General features: G+C 62.0%; 23 protein-coding genes. 10 read left to right on the forward strand and 13 right to left on the reverse strand.

The annotated features are described in order from the left end of the window. Positions 1-19 precede the first annotated feature (19 nt). The 7 genes from hyi (at position 20) to CAF63_RS00465 (ending at position 7710) form a co-directional block, all read left to right on the forward strand. Positions 20-802, forward strand: a complete 783-nt coding sequence (gene hyi, locus CAF63_RS00430) for a hydroxypyruvate isomerase (protein WP_085682958.1) — start codon at positions 20-22, stop codon at positions 800-802. A gap of 150 nt (positions 803-952) precedes the next feature. Next, the gene (locus CAF63_RS00435; RefSeq protein WP_064594449.1) at positions 953-1846 is read left to right on the forward strand and encodes a 2-hydroxy-3-oxopropionate reductase; all 894 of its coding nucleotides are present in this window, start codon (positions 953-955) and stop codon (positions 1844-1846) included. Positions 1847-2006: 160 nt separating this feature from the next. Continuing rightward, complete coding sequence (locus CAF63_RS00440) at positions 2007-3281, forward strand: glycerate kinase (protein WP_085682959.1); 1275 nt, start codon at positions 2007-2009, stop codon at positions 3279-3281. Beyond that, a complete protein-coding gene (pyk, locus tag CAF63_RS00445; protein ID WP_085682960.1) occupies positions 3278-4693 on the forward strand; it encodes a pyruvate kinase in 1416 nt (471 codons plus the stop codon). Before CAF63_RS00440 ends, pyk begins: the two co-directional genes overlap by 4 nt. A 151-nt stretch (positions 4694-4844) precedes the next feature. Then, positions 4845-5759 carry an urea transporter gene (locus tag CAF63_RS00455; RefSeq protein WP_085682961.1) on the forward strand — a complete coding sequence of 305 codons (915 nt, stop codon included), beginning with the start codon at positions 4845-4847 and terminating at the stop codon, positions 5757-5759. A 21-nt stretch (positions 5760-5780) separates the two neighbouring features. Continuing rightward, complete coding sequence (locus CAF63_RS00460; protein ID WP_085682962.1) at positions 5781-6605, forward strand: ion transporter; 825 nt, start codon at positions 5781-5783, stop codon at positions 6603-6605. Between the two features lie 106 nt (positions 6606-6711). Then, entirely contained in the window at positions 6712-7710 is a 999-nt protein-coding gene (locus tag CAF63_RS00465) for a sulfate ABC transporter substrate-binding protein (RefSeq protein WP_085682963.1), read from the forward strand. Positions 7711-7765: 55 nt separating this feature from the next. Here CAF63_RS00465 and CAF63_RS00470 read toward each other — a convergent pair whose 3' ends face one another. After that, a complete protein-coding gene (locus tag CAF63_RS00470; RefSeq protein WP_085682964.1) occupies positions 7766-8386 on the reverse strand; it encodes a DUF5666 domain-containing protein in 621 nt (206 codons plus the stop codon). A 241-nt stretch (positions 8387-8627) separates the two neighbouring features. On the opposite strand from CAF63_RS00470, the gene CAF63_RS00475 reads away from it, so the two are divergent. Beyond that, positions 8628-9815, forward strand: a complete 1188-nt coding sequence (locus CAF63_RS00475; RefSeq protein WP_085682965.1) for an MFS transporter — start codon at positions 8628-8630, stop codon at positions 9813-9815. Between the two features lie 47 nt (positions 9816-9862). Here the strand turns inward: CAF63_RS00475 and CAF63_RS00480 are convergent, their stop codons facing one another. From CAF63_RS00480 to ccmA, 12 genes are all read right to left on the reverse strand, one after another. Next, positions 9863-10267, reverse strand: coding sequence for a type II toxin-antitoxin system HicB family antitoxin (locus CAF63_RS00480; protein WP_085682966.1), 405 nt, complete (start codon positions 10265-10267; stop codon positions 9863-9865). Next, complete coding sequence (locus CAF63_RS00485) at positions 10267-10479, reverse strand: type II toxin-antitoxin system HicA family toxin (RefSeq protein WP_085682967.1); 213 nt, start codon at positions 10477-10479, stop codon at positions 10267-10269. The genes CAF63_RS00480 and CAF63_RS00485 overlap by 1 nt, the downstream gene beginning before the upstream one ends. A 236-nt stretch (positions 10480-10715) precedes the next feature. Continuing rightward, on the reverse strand, positions 10716-11123 hold the full coding sequence (locus CAF63_RS00490) for a hypothetical protein (protein ID WP_085682968.1): 408 nt from the start codon (positions 11121-11123) through the stop codon (positions 10716-10718). 25 nt (positions 11124-11148) lie between these two features. Next, positions 11149-12351, reverse strand: a complete 1203-nt coding sequence (gene ccmI, locus CAF63_RS00495) for a c-type cytochrome biogenesis protein CcmI (RefSeq protein ID WP_085682969.1) — start codon at positions 12349-12351, stop codon at positions 11149-11151. Further along, on the reverse strand, positions 12348-12818 hold the full coding sequence (locus CAF63_RS00500; protein WP_085682970.1) for a cytochrome c-type biogenesis protein: 471 nt from the start codon (positions 12816-12818) through the stop codon (positions 12348-12350). Before CAF63_RS00500 ends, ccmI begins: the two co-directional genes overlap by 4 nt. After that, positions 12815-13351, reverse strand: a complete 537-nt coding sequence (locus tag CAF63_RS00505) for a DsbE family thiol:disulfide interchange protein (RefSeq protein WP_085611514.1) — start codon at positions 13349-13351, stop codon at positions 12815-12817. Before CAF63_RS00505 ends, CAF63_RS00500 begins: the two co-directional genes overlap by 4 nt. Then, positions 13348-15336, reverse strand: coding sequence for a heme lyase CcmF/NrfE family subunit (locus tag CAF63_RS00510; protein WP_085682971.1), 1989 nt, complete (start codon positions 15334-15336; stop codon positions 13348-13350). Before CAF63_RS00510 ends, CAF63_RS00505 begins: the two co-directional genes overlap by 4 nt. A 3-nt stretch (positions 15337-15339) precedes the next feature. Continuing rightward, on the reverse strand, positions 15340-15795 hold the full coding sequence (gene ccmE / locus CAF63_RS00515) for a cytochrome c maturation protein CcmE (RefSeq protein ID WP_011333086.1): 456 nt from the start codon (positions 15793-15795) through the stop codon (positions 15340-15342). Continuing rightward, positions 15792-15968 (reverse strand): heme exporter protein CcmD, encoded by a 177-nt coding sequence (gene ccmD, locus CAF63_RS00520; RefSeq protein WP_011333085.1) that lies wholly within the window; start codon positions 15966-15968, stop codon positions 15792-15794. The genes ccmE and ccmD overlap by 4 nt, the downstream gene beginning before the upstream one ends. Further along, positions 15965-16720, reverse strand: coding sequence for a heme ABC transporter permease (ccmC, locus tag CAF63_RS00525; RefSeq protein WP_011333084.1), 756 nt, complete (start codon positions 16718-16720; stop codon positions 15965-15967). Before ccmC ends, ccmD begins: the two co-directional genes overlap by 4 nt. Positions 16721-16798: 78 nt before the next feature. Then, positions 16799-17467: a heme exporter protein CcmB gene (gene ccmB, locus CAF63_RS00530; RefSeq protein ID WP_007959235.1), complete on the reverse strand. Its 669-nt coding sequence runs from the start codon at positions 17465-17467 to the stop codon at positions 16799-16801. Continuing rightward, complete coding sequence (ccmA, locus tag CAF63_RS00535) at positions 17464-18099, reverse strand: cytochrome c biogenesis heme-transporting ATPase CcmA (protein ID WP_085682972.1); 636 nt, start codon at positions 18097-18099, stop codon at positions 17464-17466. Before ccmA ends, ccmB begins: the two co-directional genes overlap by 4 nt. A 197-nt stretch (positions 18100-18296) precedes the next feature. Here ccmA and CAF63_RS00540 point away from each other — a divergent pair, with 197 nt between their 5' ends. After that, positions 18297-19871, forward strand: coding sequence for a flagellar hook-length control protein FliK (locus tag CAF63_RS00540; RefSeq protein ID WP_085682973.1), 1575 nt, complete (start codon positions 18297-18299; stop codon positions 19869-19871). Beyond that, positions 19868-20197 (forward strand): EscU/YscU/HrcU family type III secretion system export apparatus switch protein, encoded by a 330-nt coding sequence (locus CAF63_RS00545; protein WP_007959228.1) that lies wholly within the window; start codon positions 19868-19870, stop codon positions 20195-20197. The genes CAF63_RS00540 and CAF63_RS00545 overlap by 4 nt, the downstream gene beginning before the upstream one ends. The last annotated feature ends 7 nt before the right edge of the window (positions 20198-20204 follow it).

Here is a 20204-nt window from a genome sequence, read left to right on the forward strand (position 1 = left end):
AGATTTACGGGAGACCACCATGCCGCGTTTCGCAGCCAACCTGTCCATGCTGTTCACCGAACAGGATTTCCTTGCCCGTTTCGACGCCGCCGCCAAGGCTGGCTTCAGCGGTGTCGAGTACCTGTTCCCGTATGATTTCAGCTCCGCCGAAATCAAGGCCAGACTCGACGCCAACGGTCTGACCCAAGTGCTGTTCAACCTGCCGGCCGGTGACTGGGCCAAGGGCGAGCGCGGTATCGCGTGCCTGCCGGACCGGGTCGAAGAGTTCCGCGCCGGGGTCGATCTGGCCATCGCTTACGCACAGGTGCTGGGCAACACCCAGGTCAACTGCCTGGCCGGCATCCGCCCGCAGGGCGTGGACGACGCTACCGTTGAAAAGACCTTCGTCGCCAACCTCAAATACGCCGCCGACAAGCTGCAAGCCGCCGGCATCAAACTGGTGATGGAAGCGATCAACACCCGCGACATCCCGGGCTTCTACCTGAACAACACGGCGCAGGCCCTGTCGATTCGCGAGCAGGTCGGCAGCGCCAATCTGTTCCTGCAATACGACATCTATCACATGCAAATCATGGAAGGCGATCTGGCCCGCACCCTGCAATCGCACCTGAGCGAGATCAACCATGTGCAGTTGGCCGACAACCCGGGCCGCAACGAGCCGGGCACTGGCGAGATCAACTACCGCTTCCTGTTCGAACACCTCGATCGCATCGGTTATCAGGGCTGGGTCGGCTGCGAGTACAAACCGCTGACCACCACTGAAGCGGGCCTCGGCTGGCTGAAGAGCCATAACGCGATTTAAGAACAATGCAAAACCCTGTGGGAGCGAGCCTGCTCGCGATGAAATCACCTCGGTACAACTGATGTAGCGCAGCGCCTGAATCGCGAGCAGGTTCGCTCCCACAAAAGCCCCTTATTTGCTTGAGCAATACAAAAACAAGAGGATTTTCTCATGGCTAAAATCGGATTCATCGGCACCGGCATCATGGGCCACCCAATGGCGGCGAACCTGCAGAAAGCCGGTCACAGCCTGTTCCTGTCGGCGCACCACGATGCCGCCCCTGCCGACCTGGTCGCCGCTGGCGCCGTCGCTCTGGCCAACCCACGCGAAGTGGCCCAGGAAGCCGAATTCATCATCGTCATGGTGCCGGATACCCCGCAGGTCGATGACGTGCTGTTCCGCGCCGACGGCGTCGCTGCCGGCATCGGCAAAGGCAAAGTCGTGATCGACATGAGCTCAATCTCGCCGACCGCCACCAAGGCTTTCGCCGCGAAGATCAACGAGAAAGGCGCGCAATACCTCGACGCTCCGGTGTCCGGTGGTGAAGTCGGTGCCAAGGCTGCGACCCTGAGCATCATGGTCGGTGGCGACGCCGATGCCTTCGAACGCGCACTGCCGTTGTTCCAGGCCATGGGCAAGAACATCACCCTGGTTGGTGGCAATGGCGACGGTCAGACCGCCAAGGTGGCGAACCAGATCATCGTTGCCCTGAACATTCAGGCCGTGGCCGAAGCCCTGCTGTTCGCTTCGAAAAACGGTGCCGATCCAGCCAAGGTGCGTGAAGCGCTGATGGGCGGTTTCGCCTCCTCGAAGATCCTCGAAGTGCACGGCGAGCGCATGATCAAGGGCACCTTCGATCCGGGCTTCCGCATCAGCCTGCACCAGAAGGACCTGAACCTGGCCCTGCAAGGCGCCAAGGAGCTGAACATCAACCTGCCGAACACCGCCAACGCCCAGCAAGTGTTCAGCACCTGCGCGGCCATCGGTGGCAGCAACTGGGACCACTCGGCGCTGATCAAGGGCCTGGAACACATGGCCAACTTCTCGATTCGCGACAAGAAGTAAGCCCCTGCTGCACCGCTTGAAACCTGTGGGAGCGAGCTTGCTCGCGAAGAGGGTCTGTCAGTCGACATGGACATTGACTGACCTACCGCTTTCGCGAGCAAGCTCGCTCCCACAGGACCTGTATCGCCCTTTCGAATAACAAGAATTCCGGGAGCCCGCCATGTCGGTCGATCCGCAACAACTGCTGCGCGAGCTGTTTGCCACAGCCATCGACGCGGCCCATCCGAACCAGGTCCTCGAAGCTCATCTGCCGGCCGATCGCACAGGTCGCGTGATCGTCATCGGCGCCGGCAAGGCTGCCGCTGCCATGGCGCAAGTGGTCGAGCGCTGCTGGGAAGGTGAAGTCTCGGGCCTTGTGGTGACCCGTTACGGTCACGGCGCCCCGTGCGAAAAAATCGAAGTGGTCGAAGCCGCGCACCCGGTGCCGGACGCAGCCGGTCTGGCCGTGGCCAAACGCGTGCTGGATCTGGTCAGCAACCTGACCGAAGACGACCGCGTGATTTTCCTGTTGTCCGGTGGCGGTTCTGCCCTGCTGGCGCTGCCGGCCGAAGGCATCACCCTGGCCGACAAACAGTCGATCAACAAAGCCCTGCTCAAATCCGGCGCGACCATCGGCGAGATGAACTGCGTGCGCAAGCACCTCTCGGCGATCAAGGGCGGACGGCTGGGCAAGGCCTGCTGGCCGGCGACTGTTTATACCTACGCGATTTCCGATGTACCGGGCGACCTCGCCACGGTCATCGCCTCCGGCCCGACCGTGGCCGACCCGAGCACCAGCGCCGAAGCGCTGGCGATCATCAAGCGCTACGGCATCGAGATTCCGGCCTCCGTGCGCAGCTGGCTGCAAAGCCCGGAATCGGAAACAGTCAAACCCGGCGATCCGAGCCTGGCCCGCAGTCACTTCCAGCTGATCGCCCGCCCTCAGCAATCGCTGGATGCCGCGGCAGTGAAATGCCGTCAGGCCGGTTTCAGCACGCTGATCCTCGGCGACCTGGAAGGCGAATCCCGCGAAGTGGCGAAAGTCCACGCCGGCATCGCGCGCCAGATCATCCATCACGGCCAGCCACTGGCGGCGCCGTGCGTGATTCTCTCCGGAGGCGAAACCACGGTGACCGTGCGCGGCAATGGCCGTGGCGGACGCAACGCCGAATTCCTTCTCAGCCTCACCGACAGCCTCAAGGGCCAGCCCGGCGTCTATGCGCTGGCCGGTGACACCGACGGCATCGACGGCTCGGAAGACAACGCCGGCGCGATCATGACTCCGGACAGCTACGCCCGCGCCGCCGCCCTGGGCCTGAGCGCCAGCGACGAGCTGGATAACAACAACGGTTACGGCTACTTCGAGGCGCTCAATGCGCTGATCGTCACCGAACCGACCCGCACCAACGTCAACGACTTCCGCGCCATCCTGATCCTCGAGAGCTCTAAATCATGACGCCTGATAAAAAGGTCAAAATCCTCGCCACCCTCGGGCCTGCCGTCGACGGCATCGAAGACATCCGCGAGCTGGTCGAGGCCGGGGTCAACATCTTCCGCCTCAACTTCAGCCACGGCGATCACGCCGACCACGCCAAGCGCTATCAGTGGATCCGCGAAGTCGAGCGCCAGCTCAACTATCCGCTCGGGATCCTGATGGACCTGCAAGGGCCGAAACTGCGGGTCGGCAAGTTCGCTGACGGTAAGGTGCAACTGCATCGCGGTCAGGCGTTCCGCCTCGACCTGGACGCCACACCGGGCGACGAACGCCGGGTGAACCTGCCGCACCCGGAGATCATCGCGGCGCTGGAAGCCGGGATGGACCTGCTACTCGACGACGGCAAACTGCGTCTGCGGGTCGTCACCAAATACTCCGACGCGATCGACACCACCGTGCTCAATGGCGGTGAACTGTCGGATCGCAAAGGCGTGAACGTGCCGCAAGCGGTGCTCGACCTGAGCCCGCTGACCACCAAGGATCGTCGCGACCTGAGCTTCGGTCTGGAGCTGGGTGTGGACTGGGTCGCGCTGTCGTTTGTGCAGCGTCCGCAAGACATCATCGAGGCACGCGCGCTGATCGGCGACAAGGCATTCCTGATGGCGAAAATCGAGAAGCCGTCGGCCGTCGAGCAACTGCGCGAGATCGCCGAACTGAGCGACGCAATCATGGTTGCCCGCGGCGACCTTGGCGTGGAAGTGCCGGCCGAGAGCGTGCCGCAGATCCAGAAAAACATCATCACCACCTGCCGCCAGCTCGGCAAACCGGTGGTGGTGGCGACGCAGATGCTCGAGTCGATGCGTTTCTCCCCGGCGCCGACCCGCGCCGAAGTCACCGACGTTGCCAACGCCGTGGCCGAAGGCGCCGATGCGGTGATGCTGTCGGCAGAAACCGCGTCCGGCGAGTACCCGCTGGAAGCCGTGCAGATGATGAGCAAGATCATCCGTCAGGTCGAAAACGGCCCGGACTACCAGACCCAACTCGACGTCAGCCGACCGAAAGCCGAAGCGACCGTGTCCGATGCGATCAGCTGCGCGATTCGCCGCATCAGCAACGTGCTGCCGGTGGCGGTGCTGGTCAACTACAGCGAGTCCGGTGCATCGAGTCTGCGTGCGGCACGGGAACGGCCGAAAGCGCCGATCCTCAACCTGACGCCGAACCTGCAGACCGCGCGCCGCTTGAGCGTGGCGTGGGGCATTCATTCGGTGGTCAATGATCGCCTGCGTCAGGTGGATGAAGTGTGCTCGACCGCGCTGGAAATCGCTCAGGCTCAAGGAATGGCCGAGCGTGGCGATACGTTGCTGATCACCGCGGGTGTGCCGTTCGGGCAGCCTGGGTCGACTAATTCGCTGCGGATCGAAACATTGATTTAACCACTGACCAAGATCGTTCCCACGCTCCGCGTGGGAATGCGGCCCGGGACGCTCTGCGTCCCAAGAGCAGACGCAGAGCGTCCTTTGAGGCATTCCCACGCAGACGGTTCGACGCCTCGACGTGGGAACGATCAGTACCGAATGACCTGCCATGCCTGCCAATCATTTCAACACCCACTGCCCTGACTGGGCCGAGGCTTTGCTCAACGGTTTCAGTCAAATCTTCCTCCAGCGCCATCCGCTGTGTGGACTTCTGTGCCTTCTGGCCATTTTATTCACCGCGCCGGTGCTGTTCGCCGGCGCGCTGCTTGGCGCGGTCGCCGGGTTGCTCACCGCGCAACGGCGCAACTACGCCAAGGCGGATCGCCAGGCCGGACTGTTCAGCTACAACGGCGTGCTGGTCGGCCTGTTGCTGAGCCTGTATTTCCCTTGGTCGCCGATGCTGCCGCCGCTGATTCTGGCGGCCGGTGGGCTGAGCGCGATGATCACGCAGCAGTGGCTCAAACGCGCACGCCTCACCGAGTATCTGCCCGCCTACACTGCGCCGTTCGTATTGCTGAGCTGGTTGTTCCTGTGTTTCGCCGAGCCTTCGACGCCGGCTCCGGCGCTTGAACTGAATACCGTGAACCTGCTCGGTGCCGCGCTGAAAAGCTTCGGTCAGGTGATGTTCCTCGACCATCCGTTGGCCGGTGGATTGATCGCCGCCGGTTTGCTGATCGCCGATCGCCGGGCTTTTGCCTGGGCGCTGCTGGCTTCGGTGATTGGTCTGGGTTCCAGCCTGTTGCACCACGACAGCCAGGTCGCGCTGCTGGGTCTGGGGGGTTACAACGCCGTGCTCGCCGCCCTCGCCTTCAGCGCGCAGCGCCAGCAACCGTGGCTGCCGCTGTTCGGCATCGGCCTGGCGCTGCTGCTGACGCCGCTGTTCAGTGCCCTGGGGCTGGCGACCCTCACCGCACCGTTCATTCTCGCCTGCTGGCTGCTGCGCACCGGCATTCGCCTGATGCAGCAACCGCAGATCAACGGCGCGCCTTGCGCTCACGGGGAGAATCAACCTAGGCTGCGCTGATTTACCGCCAGAGCAATGTGCATGAACGGCAACAACACGTGGCGTGATCGCCTGTACGTGATCATTTTCCAGACCGACACGGTGGCCGGCCGCCGTTTCGACAAGACCCTGCTGCTGATCATCTTCGCCAGCCTGGTGACCGTGATCCTCGACAGCATCGATGAAGTCCACCAGAACTACGCCAATGTGCTGGCGTACATCGAATGGGGCTTCACGGTCATCTTCCTCGGCGAGTATCTGCTGCGCCTGTACTGCTCGCCCAAGCCGCTGCGCTACGCCTTCAGTTTCTACGGGCTGGTGGACTTGCTGGCGATCGTGCCCGGCATCCTCGCGCTGTATTACAGCGATGCCCAGTACCTGCTGATCATCCGGGTGATCCGGATGCTACGGATCTTCCGGGTACTCAAGCTCGGGCCGTACTTGAAACAGGCGCATTACCTGCTCGACGCCCTGCGCGGCAGCAAGCAGAAAATCCTCGTGTTCCTGCTCAGCGTCTGCACCCTGGTCACGGTGTTCGGCACCCTGATGTACGTGGTCGAAGGCCCGGAACACGGCTTCACCAGCATTCCCAAAGGCATCTATTGGGCTATCGTGACCCTGACCACCGTGGGTTACGGCGACATCGTGCCGAGGACCGTGCTGGGCCAGGTGATTTCGTCGCTGGTGATGATCACCGGTTACTCGATCATCGCCGTGCCGACCGGGATTTTCACCGCTGAACTGGCCACGGCCATGCGCGGCGGTCAGCTGCAACACGACTGCCCCGTGTGCAAGAAAAGCAGCCATGAACACGAAGCGTCGTTCTGCTCCCGTTGCGGCAATGCGTTGTTCAATAAAATGGAATAAGCAAAGTTCTTTTTAATCTTTAAACGACTATGCGTGCCCCGCTATAGTCGCTGGCAAATGGCCTCATCTTTGTAAAAAAACACCCCTACAGAACAAGGAATGCGCAGTGAAAAAACTCTTTGGCGCCTCACTTCTCGCCGCAGGTCTTGCCTTCGGCAGCGTGGCTCAGGCCGCACCGACCCTGCTTAACGTTTCCTACGACGTGATGCGCGATTTCTACAAGGACTACAACACTGCGTTCCAGAAACACTGGCAGGCCGAACACAACGAAAACATCACCGTACAGATGTCCTTCGGCGGTTCGAGCAAACAGGCTCGCTCCGTGATCGATGGCCTGCCGGCTGACGTCATCACCATGAACATGGCCACCGACATCAACGCCCTCGCCGATAACGGCCAACTGGTGCCGAAGGACTGGGTCACCCGTCTGCCGAACAACAGCGCGCCGTTCACCTCGGCCACCGTGTTCATCGTGCGCAAGGGCAACCCGAAAGCCCTGAAAGACTGGCCGGACCTGCTCAAGGACGGCGTGCAAGTGATCGTGCCGAACCCGAAAACCTCGGGCAACGGCCGCTACACCTACCTGTCCGCCTGGGGCTACGTGCTGAAAAACGGCGGTGACGAGAATAAGGCGAAAGACTTCGTCGGCAAGCTGTTCAAGCAGGCACCGGTGCTGGACACCGGTGGCCGCGCCGCGACCACCACGTTCATGACCAACCAGATCGGTGACGTGCTGGTGACCTTCGAAAACGAAGCCGAAATGATCGCCCGCGAGTTCGGCCGCGACCAGTTCGAAGTCATCTACCCAAGCGTCTCCGCCGAAGCCGAGCCGCCGGTGTCGGTGGTCGACAAAGTGGTCGAGAAGAAAGGCTCCCGCGCCGCTGCCGAGGAATACCTGAAGTTCCTGTGGTCGCCGGAAGGTCAGGAAATCGCGGCCGCCAACTACCTGCGTCCACGTGACCCGGCGGTACTGGCCAAGTACACCGATCGCTTCCCGAAAGTCGACTTCCTGTCGGTCGAGAAGACCTTCGGCGACTGGCGCACCGTGCAGAAGACCCACTTCAACGATGGCGGAGTCTTCGACCAGATCTACAACGGCCAATAAGGCTTGAGCTGACATGAAAAAGGCGACCTGCAGAGGTCGCCTTTTTTGTGGGCGGCTACATGGGCGGCTTCACGCCATCCTTGCCCGCCGAGATCGATTGCGCGGTCAGCGTGCCGTCCGCGCTCTGGGTCACGAAGGTCACGATCTTCACCCCGACCTTGAGCAGGCTGCGATCGCCCGGCGTCAGGTTGACGATCGGCACGTCCTCGGGCACCAGGATCTTTTGCTGGCCGCCCTTGTAGTTGACGGTCAGCACCCGGCCGTTGCTCACCACCAGATCGCCGACGCTGCCATTGGTCATGCTGCTGCCTTTGGTCAGGTCGAACGGCCGATGGCCATCGCCGCTGCCGGCCAGCTCCGGCGGGAACACGTGAACCTCCAGCGCCTTGAGCGTGCCATCCTCTTGGGGAATGGCGGCCGAGCCAATGTAGCTGCCGGGCTTGATGTCTTCGATATTGGCCAGGGTGACCGCGCGGACCTTGGTGTCCGGGGTCAACTGGACCACCACGTTTTCACCGCTGTTGACGTGAACCTTGAGCGAGTCGGGACTGACCCCGGTGATCTCGCCGCGCACGCCCATGCGCATGCCGGGCGCTTCGGCGGCCTGTGCGGCAGTGGCGCCGAGCAGACTGATCAGGGCAATCGTTGTGGTGTGGCGAAGCAACTGACGAAACATCGCAATCCTCCGTTGATGAACGCGGAAACCCGGTCACAACATAAGCACGCTATCGAACAAGATGTAAGTGAATGTATCATCGTCGCTCAACGGTCGGACGCAAGGTTCGCCGATGAACAATGGAATGTTCGGCGCCACCTGTTCCGCAACGGAATAACTGATATCGATCAGAAGCCTCTACTGCCGGCTCGGCCCGTCCCTTAGCCTCACCGCATTCCTTTTCGCTGGATCGAGAAACCCTATGACCGCCACAACTCACGCAATGACCCGAGGCATGGTGCTGCTGTTCGCTTTCTGCTGCGGCGCCATCGTTGCCAACATCTACTACGCCCAGCCGATCATCGGCCTGATCGCGCCGGACATCGGCCTGACCGACACCATGGCCAGCTTCATCGTGTCGCTGACCCAGATCGGCTATGCGCTGGGCCTGTTCTTCCTGGTGCCGCTGGCGGACCTGCTGGAAAACCGTCGCTTGATGATCATCACCACCGTGGTGGCGATTGCCAGCCTACTGGGTGCGGCGTTTACCGATCAACCGAATATGTTCCTGCTGATTTCGTTGCTGGTGGGTTTCAGCTCGGTGTCGGTGCAGGTTCTGATTCCACTGGCAGCGCATCTGGCGCCGGAGGAATCCCGTGGCCGGGTGGTCGGCGGGATCATGGGCGGTCTGCTGCTGGGGATTCTGCTGGCGCGTCCGGTGTCGAGCGTGGTCGCCGACCATCTCGGCTGGCGGGCGATGTTCATGATCGCCGCAGCCTTGATGGCAGCGATCAGCGTGGTATTGGCGCTGACCGTGCCCAAGCGCCAACCGGATCACAGCGCGTCCTACGGCCAGTTGCTGGGTTCGTTGTGGACGCTGCTGCGCAAACAACCGGTGCTGCGTCAGCGGGCGTTTTACCAGGCCTGCATGTTCGCCACGTTCAGCCTGTTCTGGACCGCCGTGCCGCTGGAACTGGCGCGCAACCATGGCCTGTCCCAGAGTGAAATCGCGATCTTCGCTCTGGTCGGCGCGATCGGTGCCATTGCCGCGCCGATCAGCGGACGCCTGGCCGATGCCGGCCACACCCGCATCGCCTCGTTGCTGGCCATGCTGTTCGCCAGCCTGAGCTTCCTGCCCGCCTTCATCCACCCGGCCTATAGCGTGATCGGCCTGGCCGTGACCGGTGTGGTGCTCGACTTCTGCGTACAGATGAACATGGTGCTCGGCCAGCGCGCGGTCTACTCCCTCGACGCAAAAAGCCGCGGCCGCCTCAACGCGCTGTACATGACCAGCATCTTCGTCGGCGGCGCCTTCGGCTCGTCGGTGGCGAGTGCGGTGTACGAACATGGCGGCTGGTTGTGGATCGTGATTGTTGGCAGCGCATTCCCGCTGCTGGCGCTGGTGCGTTTTTTGAGTGCTTCGCAGAAACCTGTTCTGGCAACGGCCTAGAAATCTGAAAAGCACTGCCGGATCGCTGATCCGACAGTGCTTGATGCTCAATGCCGGACCAGTTTTTCCATGGCGGCATCCGCCAGAAAGGAAGAGCGGCTTTTGACATTGTGCTCACGCACGTAGCGGTCGATCCGCTGGATGACATAGCCGGGCAACGTCACATTGACCTTTTCGGTCTTGCCCATGTACGGCGAAATATCCAGTTCCAGCATGCCCCAACCCATGTCGGCAAATTCCGGATTGTTGCGATGGGCGGCCGCCGAAGTCGGCATCGGGATCGAGGCGCCATCAGCCGCGATCTCCTGCAGCATGATGTGGGCAATCTCGACGGCCGCGTTGTAGGCATCCTCAAACGTATCCCCGGCCGTTACTGCGCCGGGAATATCGGGGATCTGAATCCCGATGGCGGTGTTCTCGTCACCCCATTCGATGCAGATTGGGTATTGCATTACGGATCTCCTCTGTAACTGGCTGGCGGGTTGTACAACCCGGCACGCCTCCTGATGCTCTTGACCGTTCCGACCGGCAAATCCTTTTTCGGATGAGGGACGGGAATCGTGTATGGGTTGTAGCGGTGCGTGAAGATGTGGTGGCTGCCGGTTATCCGGTCCAGCGTCCAGCCTGCCTCCTCCAGCTCCTCGATCAATAACCTGCTCTGCACCAACCGCCTCCTTGCTTCGGCTTAACAAAAGTAACCCTAGAGTTATCTTTACTCAAGCACGGAAATTCGCAGCACGACGTTCGGTTGTTTTGCAGCATGTGCTTGATGCACTGGCCCAGCGAGCAGGCGATGGCGCTTCTCGCAGAGAGAGCTCAGGCGGTAAGGACTGGATACGAGTGAGGCATTGTTCATCACCCCAGACAGCAAAACGGCGATCCAGAGATCGCCGTTTTTCATTACTCCCCGAACTGCTTGCCCAGTCCCGCCGGTACGCCGTGGATGTTGGTTTCTTCCCACGGGCCGTTGGGGCTGATCGAGCGGCTCCAGCCGTTGTTCCAGCGATAGTAGGTGCGCTGGCGGTAGAAGGTGTTGGTCTGGTCGTCGAGCACATACACGCCCAGCTTCTGGTCCCAGTGGCTGTTGCCGCCCGGTGGCGGGGCGAAGCTGGCGGAGGTGCGCGGGACGGGTTTGGCGGGTTTGGCCGGAATGCCCGGCTTGCTCGGCGTCGGGCTGGTCGACGGGGTCGGGCTGGGTTGTGACGGCGGGATCGGCGGCAGCCTGGTGCTCGGCTCCGGTCGTTGCACCGCACATGCGCTCAAGCCCAGGGCCAGTGTGAGGACTGTGATTCGGGCGATGGCGTTCATGGCGGTGCGTTCCTGTTGGTTCCGGCTATTTGTCCGGGCTGTCGATGGTCAGTGTCTGCGGCGCGGTGGTGCTGCTGGCCAGAGGCCCGCTGCGGCCGACCCACTCACCGGCGGTCGGCTGACCGGCACGGGAGATGCGCGCAACCAGTTGGACTTCGGGGAAGTTCGACAGTTTCAATTGCGGCATCATCGCGTCGGCATCGCCCAGTTCGACGGTCACCGGCAGGTCGGCGACGGTCAGGCGCTTGGCCGCCAGCGGCGCCGGCGGGCCCGAAGTGGCGCGGGCGAAAATGAACACGCTGTCACCCGGTTGCACCTTGGCTTTCAACTCGCTGGCCAGATCCACACGCACTTTCAACAGCGCCGCCGCTTTCGTCGCCGGTGCCTGGGCGACTTTGCCGCCGCTGGCTTGCAGTTTCTCGGTGGCGCGGGTGATGCCGCCCTGCAGGGCCTCGCGGGATTTATCCTGCGGCGGCAGTTGCGCCAGCAGACGGTTCCAGTAGTCGATGGCCTCCTGATAACGCTCGCCTTCGAACGCGGCGATGCCCAACAGGCCGAGACTGGTGACTTCTTTCGGATCGGCTTTCAGCGCTTCATCGGTCAGGGCTTGAACCTTGTCCGACCATTTTTTGTTATCGGCGAAGTATTGGGCCTGGGCCCACTGACCGAGCAGCTCCGGCTGACGACCGGCGAGATTGACCGCGCGTTCGAACATCTTTGCCGCGTCCGCCGGACGATCCTGGGCCATGTAGGTGCGACCGAGGAAATACACGCCTTCAGCCGAATCCGGTTGTGCGGCAACTGCGCGCTCCAAACGCTGGGTCATCTCTTCCATCGACTGCGGCGCCTGGGCGAACTCGCGGGTCAATTCGACCTTGTCGCTCGCGCCAAAGTGCAGGTACAGACCGAGGCCCAACACCGGCACCAGCACGGCCGCCAGCAAAGGCAGCGGCTTACCCAGACGCGACACCCGCGCCGGCGCCACAACTTCGGTGTCGGCCAGCAACTCACGGGCTGCTTCGGCACGGCCGCTATCCATTTGCGCAGCATCGAGTACGCCTTCGGCCTGCTGCGATTGCAGTTCGGCGACGCGTTCCTGATACAGGGCGACGTTGAGAGCGGTTCGATCCTCTTCACGCTGGGCGCGACGTTCGCGCAGAACGGGGATCAGCAGAAAACTCAGGGCGACCAGAAGCAACAGCCCTGCGGCAAGCCAGAAATCAATCATTCTTGGTTTTTATCCAACAGTTGGTCGAGGCGCTGACGCTCTTCAGGGGACAGCGATTGCGGCGTCTCGGCGCGTTGCCCGCGACGGCGGCGGACGATCACGGCAATCACCACGAAACCGCCCAGTAACAGGCCGGCCGGGCCGAACCAGAGCAACGCGGTCTTGGCATTGAGCGCCGGTTTGTAGCGGACGAAATCACCATAGCGATCAACCATGAAGTCGATGATCTGCTGATTGTCCTTGCCCTCGCCGAGCATGCGGAAAATCTCTTTGCGCAGGTCGGCGGCAATCGGTGCATTGGAGTCGGCAATGTCCTGGTTCTGGCACTTGGGGCAGCGCAGTTCCTTGGTCAGTTCGCGAAAACGCTCGCGATCGCCTTCTTTGGCAAACTCGTAGGTGTCGATGGCCGCGTGGGCCACACCGGCCAGGCTCAAGCCCAGCACCATGGCAGCAAAAAAGCGCTTCATGGCTTGGCCTCATCGACCAGCGCCTGATATTTGGCCGCCAGTTTTTCCCGCCAGACCTGCTCGTCGATCACGCCGACGTACTTGTCGCGGATGATGCCCTTGGCGTCGATGAAGAAGGTTTCCGGCGCGCCATAGACACCGAGGTTCAGGCCCAGCGAGCCTTCGTCGTCGCGGATGTCCAGTTGATACGGATTGTGGAACTCGGCCAGCCACTTCAACGCATCGGCGTTGGTGTCCTTGTAGTTGATGCCGTAGATCACCACGCCGCGCTCGGCGAGTTTGTTCAGCACCGGGTGCTCGACCCGGCAGGAAATGCACCAGGTGCCCCAGACGTTGACCAGTGCCGGTTTGCCGAGAATGTCAGCGCGGGTCAGGGTCTTGTCGCCCTGCACCGCCGGCAGGGAAAACTCCGGGAACGGCTTGTTGATCATCGCCGACGGCAGCTCCGCCGGATCCAGGTACAGACCGCGATAAAGGAATACGGCCACCAGCAGGAAAATCGCCAATGGCACCAGCATCAACCAACGTCTCATGCAGCAGCTCCTTCCATGCCCAGCGCTTCACGCACCTTGGCTTTGACCTTGACCCGGTAACGCCGATCCAGCGCCGCCAGCAGACCACCGAAACCGGTCAGCAGACCGCCGAACCAGATCCAGCGCACGAACGGCTTCACATGCACCCGCACCGCCCAGGCGCCATCGCCCAGCGGTTCGCCCAAGGCGACGTAGAGGTCGCGGGTGAAACCGGCGTCGATCCCGGCCTCGGTCATCACCGAGTTCTGCACGGTGTACAGACGTTTTTCCGGGTGCAGCACGCTGACTTCCTGACCGTTGCGGATCACCCGGATGGTGCCCTTGTCGGAAGTGAAGTTCGGGCCTTCGAAATGTTTGGCGCCTTCGAACACGAACTGATAGCCGGCCAGGTCCATCGACTCGCCTGGTGCCAGACGCAGGTCACGCTCGGCGCTGTTCTGACTCGACAACACCACGCCCAGCGCGCAGACGGCGATACCAAGGTGCGCGATCTGCATGCCCCAATAACTGCGGGTCAGGGTCGGCAGGCCTTTGATCAGGCCTTTGTGGCGAGTCTTGTCGAAGATGTCGCGCACACCGGCCAGCAACACCCAGGCCGCGAGCAGGAACGTCGCAATCACTGCCCAGTTGAAATCGCCGTAAGCGACGCCGGCCACCACGGCCAGCGCAACACTGCCCAGCAGCACCGGGGTCAGCATACTGACCAGCCATTTCACCGGGGTGTCTTTCCAGCGCACGATCACACCGACCGCCATCACCAGCATTAACAGCGCCATCAACGGAATGAACAGCGCGTTGAAGTACGGCGGGCCGACCGACAGTTTGGCGCCGCTGATCGCATCAAGAATCAGCGGATACAGCGTGCCGAGCAGGATCATCGACGCCGCCACCACCAGCACCAGGTTGTTGCCCAGCAGCAGGGTTTCCCGCGACCACAAGTTGAAACCGACCTGGCTCTTGACCACTGGCGCACGCAGCGCAAACAGGGTCAGCGAACCGCCGACCACGAACAGCAGGAAGATCAGAATGAACACACCACGCTCGGGATCCGAAGCAAACGCGTGCACCGAGGTCAGCACACCGGAACGCACCAGGAAAGTACCGAGCAGGCTCAGGGAGAACGCGGCAATCGCCAGCAACACCGTCCAGCTCTTGAACACGCCACGTTTCTCGGTGACTGCCAGCGAGTGAATCAGCGCCGTGCCCACCAGCCATGGCATGAACGAGGCGTTTTCCACCGGGTCCCAGAACCACCAGCCGCCCCAGCCGAGTTCGTAATAAGCCCACCACGAACCGAGGGTGATGCCGATACCGAGAAAGGCCCAGGCGACGATGGTCCACGGACGCGACCAACGCGCCCACGCCGCATCGAGACGACCGCCGAGCAGTGCGGCGATGGCGAAAGCAAACGCCACCGAGAAACCCACGTAGCCCATATAGAGCATCGGCGGATGGACGATCAGACCGATGTCCTGCAGCAACGGATTGAGGTCACGACCGTCGGCCGGAATCTGCGGCAGGATCCGCGAAAACGGGTTGGAGGTCAGAATCAGGAACAGCAGGAAACCGGTACTGATCATGCCCATCACTGCCAACACGCGAGCGAGCATCACTTGCGGCAACTGCCGAGAGAACACCGACACCGCGAAGGTCCAGCCACCGAGGATCAACGCCCATAGCAGCAATGACCCTTCGTGGGCGCCCCACACCGCACTGAATTTGTAGTACCACGGCAGCGCGCTGTTGGAGTTCATCGCGACGTAAGCCACGGAGAAATCATCGGTCATGAAGGCGTAGGTCAGGCAACCGAAGGCGAACAGCAGAAACGCGAACTGCCCCCACGCCGCCGGTTGGGCGAGGCCCATCCACAGACGGTCGCCGCGCCACGCACCGAGCAACGGCACCACGGCCTGCACCAGCGCAAAACACAGCGCGAGAATCATGGCCAGATGGCCAAGCTCGGGAATGAAAATGGTGGATGTCATCGATCAACCCTCCTTCGCAGGGGTTGGCGCGGATTGACCGCTATCCTTCAGGGCTTTGGTCACTTCCGGCGGCATGTATTTCTCGTCATGCTTGGCCAGCACTTCATCGGCGACCACCACGCCATCGGCGTTGAGCTTGCCGAGCGCGACGATGCCCTGCCCTTCGCGGAACAGGTCCGGCAGGATCCCGCGGTAGGTGATGGTCACGGACTTGTTGAAGTCGGTGACCACGAATTTGACGTCCAGCGAATCCGTGGAGCGCTGCAGCGAACCTTTCTCGACCATGCCGCCGGCCCGGATGCGGGTGTCCTGCGGCGCTTCGCCGTTGGCGATCTGGGTCGGGGTGTAAAACAGGTTGATGTTCTGCTGCAGGGCGCTCAGGGCCAGGCCGACGGCAGCGCCGACCCCGACCAGAATTGCCAGGATGATGATCAGACGCTTTTTACGCAGCGGATTCACTTGCCGTTCTCCCGGCGCAGACGACGCGCCTCTTGTTGCAGATAACGCTTGCGGGCCGCGATCGGCGCCGCCACGTTGAGGATCAGTACCGCCAGACAGATGCCGTAGGCCGACCAGACATACAGGCCGTGATGGCCCATGGCGAGGAAGTCGCCGAATGACGCGAAACTCATCGAGCGGCCTCCAGGCTGTTCTGCACTTCTTCTTTCACCCAACTGGCGCGGGCTTCGCGCTTGAGCACTTCAAGGCGCATGCGCAGCAACAGCACGGCGCCGAAGAAACAGTAGAAACCCAGCACCGTCAGCAGCAGCGGCAGCCACATTTCTACGGGCATCGCCGGTTTTTCGGTGAGGGTGAAGGTCGCGCCCTGGTGCAGGGTGTTCCACCACTCCACCGAGTATTTGATGATCGGAATGTTGATCACGCCGACGATGGCCAGCACCGCGCAGGCCTTGGCGGCGCTGTCGCGGTTGCTGATAGCGTTGCCCAGCGCAATTACGCCGAAGTACAGAAACAGCAGAATCAGCATCGAGGTCAGCCGCGCGTCCCAGACCCACCACGAACCCCAGGTCGGCTTGCCCCAGATCGCCCCGGTGACCAGCGCCACGGCGGTCATCCACGCGCCGATGGGTGCGGCGCATTGCAGGGCGACGTCGGCCAGTTTCATCTTCCACACCAGACCGACCACACCGCACACCGCCAGCATCACGTAGATCGACTGAGCGAGCATCGCGGCGGGTACGTGGATATAGATGATGCGAAAGCTGTTGCCTTGTTGATAGTCCGGCGGCGCGAAGGCCAGGCCCCAGATGACGCCAACGCAGATCAGCAACAACGCTGCGATGCTCAACCACGGCAGGAACTTGCTGCTGATGCCGTAGAACCACTTGGGCGAGCCGAGCTTGTGAAACCAGGTCCAGTTCATACTGTTTCCATCACGGGTGCCGCTCATCAGTGTGAGCAGTCTCAGGGTCTTTGCTGGTTAAATTTTAACCAGACCTCATTATTCGCCGACGCTGATCTTCAGGCCAGCCGCTATTGCAAAAGGTGTCAGGGTTATCGCCAGGGCGGTCAGGCTACCAAGCCACAACAGATAACCAATCGCCGGCATCCCCTGCAATGCCGCCTGCAAGGCGCCACTGCCCAGGATCAACACCGGGATGTACAACGGCAGAATCAGCAGCGCCAGCAACAGGCCACCGCGTTTCAGACCGACCGTCAGCGCCGCGCCCACCGCGCCGAGCAAGCTCAGCACTGGTGTTCCCAGCAGCAACGAAAGCAGCAATACCGGCAGACACGCAGCCGGCAACCCGAGCATCAACGCCAGTAACGGCGAGAGCAAAACCAGTGCCAGCCCGGAAAAAAGCCAGTGTGCCAGCACCTTGGCCAATACCAGAAGTGGCAGGGGGTGCGGCGAAAGGACCCACTGTTCAAGGGAGCCATCTTCGAAATCACTGCGGAAAAGCCCGTCCAGCGAGAGCAGGACCGACAAAAGTGCCGCCACCCAGACTAACCCCGGGGACAAGTTTTGCAATACTTGAGTTTCCGGTCCGACGGCCAGCGGGAACAGCGCGATGACGATGGCGAAGAAAATCAGCGGATTGGCCAGCTCCGCCGGGCGGCGGAACAGCAGTCGGGATTCACGGGCAACCAGCAGGCCGAACACACTCATACCGCCCAATTCCCCAGATCGATGTCGCGATAACCGGCCGGCATCCGGCTCAGGGTGTGGTGCGTGGTGAGCACCACTAGGCCGCCTTTCTCGCAGTGACGGGCCAGGTGTTCTTCAAGCTGTGCCACGCCCTGTTTGTCCAGCGCAGTGAACGGTTCGTCGAGAATCCACAACGGCGGGCTGTCCAGATACAACCGCGCCAGTGCCACGCGGCGCTGCTGGCCGGCGGACAAACTGTGGCAGGGAACATCCTCGAAACCGCGCAATCCAACCGCCGCCAGTGCCTGCCAGATCGCGTCGCGTTCGGCGGGTTGATGCAGGGCGCAGAGCCAGGCGAGGTTTTCTTCCGGCGTGAGCAGATCCTTGATCCCGGCGGCATGGCCGATCCACAGCAGGTTGCGCGCCAGTTCGCTGCGTTGCTCGCCCAGCGGCTTGCCGTTGAGCAGCACCTGACCGTCGGTCGGCTGCATCAGACCGGCCAGCAAACGCAGCAGGCTGGTCTTGCCGCTGCCGTTGGGGCCGCTGATCTGCACCATATCGCCACTGGCCAGTCTCAATTCGAGATTGTCGAAGAGCAGTCTGAGATCACGTTCACACGCGAGGGCAACGGTTTGCAGGACAGGACTGGTCAAGGGTTCACGGGCCTTATACGGTTCAAGTCGGCTCTGGCGCGGCCGTTAAAGAGTTGCAGCATAAATGCAATGACGGCTCAATCCAGAGAGCTGCGTCAAACAATTGCTATGTTTTTTGAACGAATGGAAGGACGGGCGGCATTATACATGTCGCCATCCTCTCTCCAGAGTGCATTTTCCTCAGGTTGTGTCCGCGTATGACAGGCGAAATGAACATCCTCCCGCTCTCGCCCACCACCCCGGCGACCGTTCGCCCGCAGGTGGGTGAGCTGCTGAAGTTGCTGACGCCGGTCGACGGGCTGATTGCCGCCGGCCAGAGCGCCAAGGCCGAGGTGTTGTCGCTCAAGCAGGCGGATCAGACCTTTCAGTTGCTGCTCAAGGTGACGCTGGACAGCGGCCGTCAGACCACCGTGCAAGCGACCAGCAATCTGCCGCTGCCCCAAGGCACCAGCCTGGCGATCACCCAGCCGTCGGCGGGCAATCTGGCGATCACCGTGCAACAGGCCATCGCCAGTAGCGTCGCCACCCTCACCCGCATCGACACCGCGCAACTGCCGGTCGGCACACTGCTGCAAGGCAAAGTGCTAACGGCTCAGGTCTTGCCGCAGGTGCCGGGGCAACCGACGGTTTATCGCTCGATGGTCAGCCTGCTCAACACCGCGTTGAGCGGCAGCACGCTGAGCATCGACAGCCCGCAACCGTTGCGTATCGGCACCTTGCTGTCGGCACTGGTGCAGGACTCGCAGACCCTGAAGTTCCTGCCGCTGAGCAATCGCCAGGAACAACTGGCGGTCAGCCAGCAACTGGTCAGTCAGCAAAGCCGTCAGGGCTCGCTCGACGGCTTGCTGAAAATACTCCAGAGCCTGCCCCCCGCCACCGATCAGACGTCCCAGGATTTGCGCGCCGCCGTGGACAAATTGCTCGCCAATCTGCCGGATGTGCAGCAACTGAGCACTCCAAAGGGTCTGGCCCAGGCGCTGGCCAACAGCGGCGTGTTCCTTGAGACCAAACTGCTGACCGGGCAAAACCCGACGCTCGCCCCGGACATGAAAGCCGATCTGCTCAAGCTGATCGCCCAGCTCACCCCCGGCCTGCCGGGCAACACCAACCTGAACGCGATCATCGCCGCGAACACGCTGGCCCAGGCGCTGCCGAGCTTCGTGCGCAACGCCCTCGGCATGCTCGGTCAGGTCAGCGCGAAACCAGTGCCGAGCAGTTTCCCGTTGCCCGACCGGCTGCTGCAAAGTCTGGAAGGTGAAGGTGATCTGGAACATTTGCTGCGCCTCGCCGCAGCCGCCGTGTCGCGCCTGCAAAGTCATCAGCTGTCGAGCCTGGAACAGACCGGCGTCACCGATGACGGTCGTCTGCTCAGCACCTGGCAACTGGAAATCCCGATGCGCAACCTGCAGGACATCGTGCCGTTGCAGGTCAAGTTCCAGCGCGAAGAAGCGCCGGAGAAACAGGAAGCGAACGAGCAGCGCCGCGATGAGCGGGAGCCGAAACAACAGCTTTGGCGCGTCGATCTGGCGTTCGACATGGAACCGCTGGGGCCGATGCAGATTCAGGCGCAATTGATCAGCGGCAGCCTGTCCAGTCAGCTATGGGCCGAGCGGCCATACACCGCGAGCCTGATCGAAAGCAATCTGACCGCCCTGCGTCAGCGCCTGCTGGATTCCGGGCTGAACGTCGGCGATCTCGACTGCCACCTCGGCACCCCGCCGCAAGGCATCCAAACCCGCCTCGAACACCGCTGGGTCGACGAAACCGCATGAATGACACCACCGCTCCACGCCAGGCCATCGCCCTCAAATACGACGGCAGCCACGCCCCGACCCTTACCGCCAAGGGCGATGAAGAACTGGCCGAAGAAATCCTGCGGATCGCCCGCGACTGTGAAGTGCCGATCTACGAAAACGCCGAACTGGTGAAGTTGCTGGCGCGGATGGAACTGGGCGACAGCATCCCGGAAGAGCTGTACCGCACGATCGCCGAGATCATCGCGTTTGCCTGGAACCTCAAGGGCAAGTTCCCGGCGGGACACAACCCGGATGCGCCGATGGTCGAAAAAGACGTCACCGAACGCGGCGACGATTATTGAAACTTCA

It is taken from the genome of Pseudomonas sp. B20(2017) (genome assembly GCF_002113125.1).
Taxonomy (GTDB): Bacteria; Pseudomonadota; Gammaproteobacteria; order Pseudomonadales; family Pseudomonadaceae; genus Aquipseudomonas.

Excerpts from the sequence above, each read along its gene's own strand:
- hyi (WP_085682958.1), top strand. The coding sequence starts at position 20 with ATGCCGCGTTTCGCAGCCAACCTGTCCATGCTGTTCACCGAACAGGAT.
- CAF63_RS00435 (WP_064594449.1), top strand. The coding sequence starts at position 953 with ATGGCTAAAATCGGATTCATCGGCACCGGCATCATGGGCCACCCAATG.
- CAF63_RS00440 (WP_085682959.1), top strand. The coding sequence starts at position 2,007 with ATGTCGGTCGATCCGCAACAACTGCTGCGCGAGCTGTTTGCCACAGCC.
- pyk (WP_085682960.1), top strand. The coding sequence starts at position 3,278 with ATGACGCCTGATAAAAAGGTCAAAATCCTCGCCACCCTCGGGCCTGCC.
- CAF63_RS00455 (WP_085682961.1), top strand. The coding sequence starts at position 4,845 with ATGCCTGCCAATCATTTCAACACCCACTGCCCTGACTGGGCCGAGGCT.
- CAF63_RS00460 (WP_085682962.1), top strand. The coding sequence starts at position 5,781 with ATGAACGGCAACAACACGTGGCGTGATCGCCTGTACGTGATCATTTTC.
- CAF63_RS00470 (WP_085682964.1), bottom strand. The coding sequence starts at position 8,386 with ATGTTTCGTCAGTTGCTTCGCCACACCACAACGATTGCCCTGATCAGT.
- CAF63_RS00475 (WP_085682965.1), top strand. The coding sequence starts at position 8,628 with ATGACCGCCACAACTCACGCAATGACCCGAGGCATGGTGCTGCTGTTC.
- CAF63_RS00480 (WP_085682966.1), bottom strand. The coding sequence starts at position 10,267 with ATGCAATACCCAATCTGCATCGAATGGGGTGACGAGAACACCGCCATC.
- CAF63_RS00490 (WP_085682968.1), bottom strand. The coding sequence starts at position 11,123 with ATGAACGCCATCGCCCGAATCACAGTCCTCACACTGGCCCTGGGCTTG.
- ccmI (WP_085682969.1), bottom strand. The coding sequence starts at position 12,351 with ATGATTGATTTCTGGCTTGCCGCAGGGCTGTTGCTTCTGGTCGCCCTG.
- CAF63_RS00500 (WP_085682970.1), bottom strand. The coding sequence starts at position 12,818 with ATGAAGCGCTTTTTTGCTGCCATGGTGCTGGGCTTGAGCCTGGCCGGT.
- CAF63_RS00505 (WP_085611514.1), bottom strand. The coding sequence starts at position 13,351 with ATGAGACGTTGGTTGATGCTGGTGCCATTGGCGATTTTCCTGCTGGTG.
- CAF63_RS00510 (WP_085682971.1), bottom strand. The coding sequence starts at position 15,336 with ATGACATCCACCATTTTCATTCCCGAGCTTGGCCATCTGGCCATGATT.
- ccmD (WP_011333085.1), bottom strand. The coding sequence starts at position 15,968 with ATGAGTTTCGCGTCATTCGGCGACTTCCTCGCCATGGGCCATCACGGC.
- ccmC (WP_011333084.1), bottom strand. The coding sequence starts at position 16,720 with ATGAACTGGACCTGGTTTCACAAGCTCGGCTCGCCCAAGTGGTTCTAC.
- ccmB (WP_007959235.1), bottom strand. The coding sequence starts at position 17,467 with ATGAGTGTGTTCGGCCTGCTGGTTGCCCGTGAATCCCGACTGCTGTTC.
- CAF63_RS00540 (WP_085682973.1), top strand. The coding sequence starts at position 18,297 with ATGACAGGCGAAATGAACATCCTCCCGCTCTCGCCCACCACCCCGGCG.
- CAF63_RS00545 (WP_007959228.1), top strand. The coding sequence starts at position 19,868 with ATGAATGACACCACCGCTCCACGCCAGGCCATCGCCCTCAAATACGAC.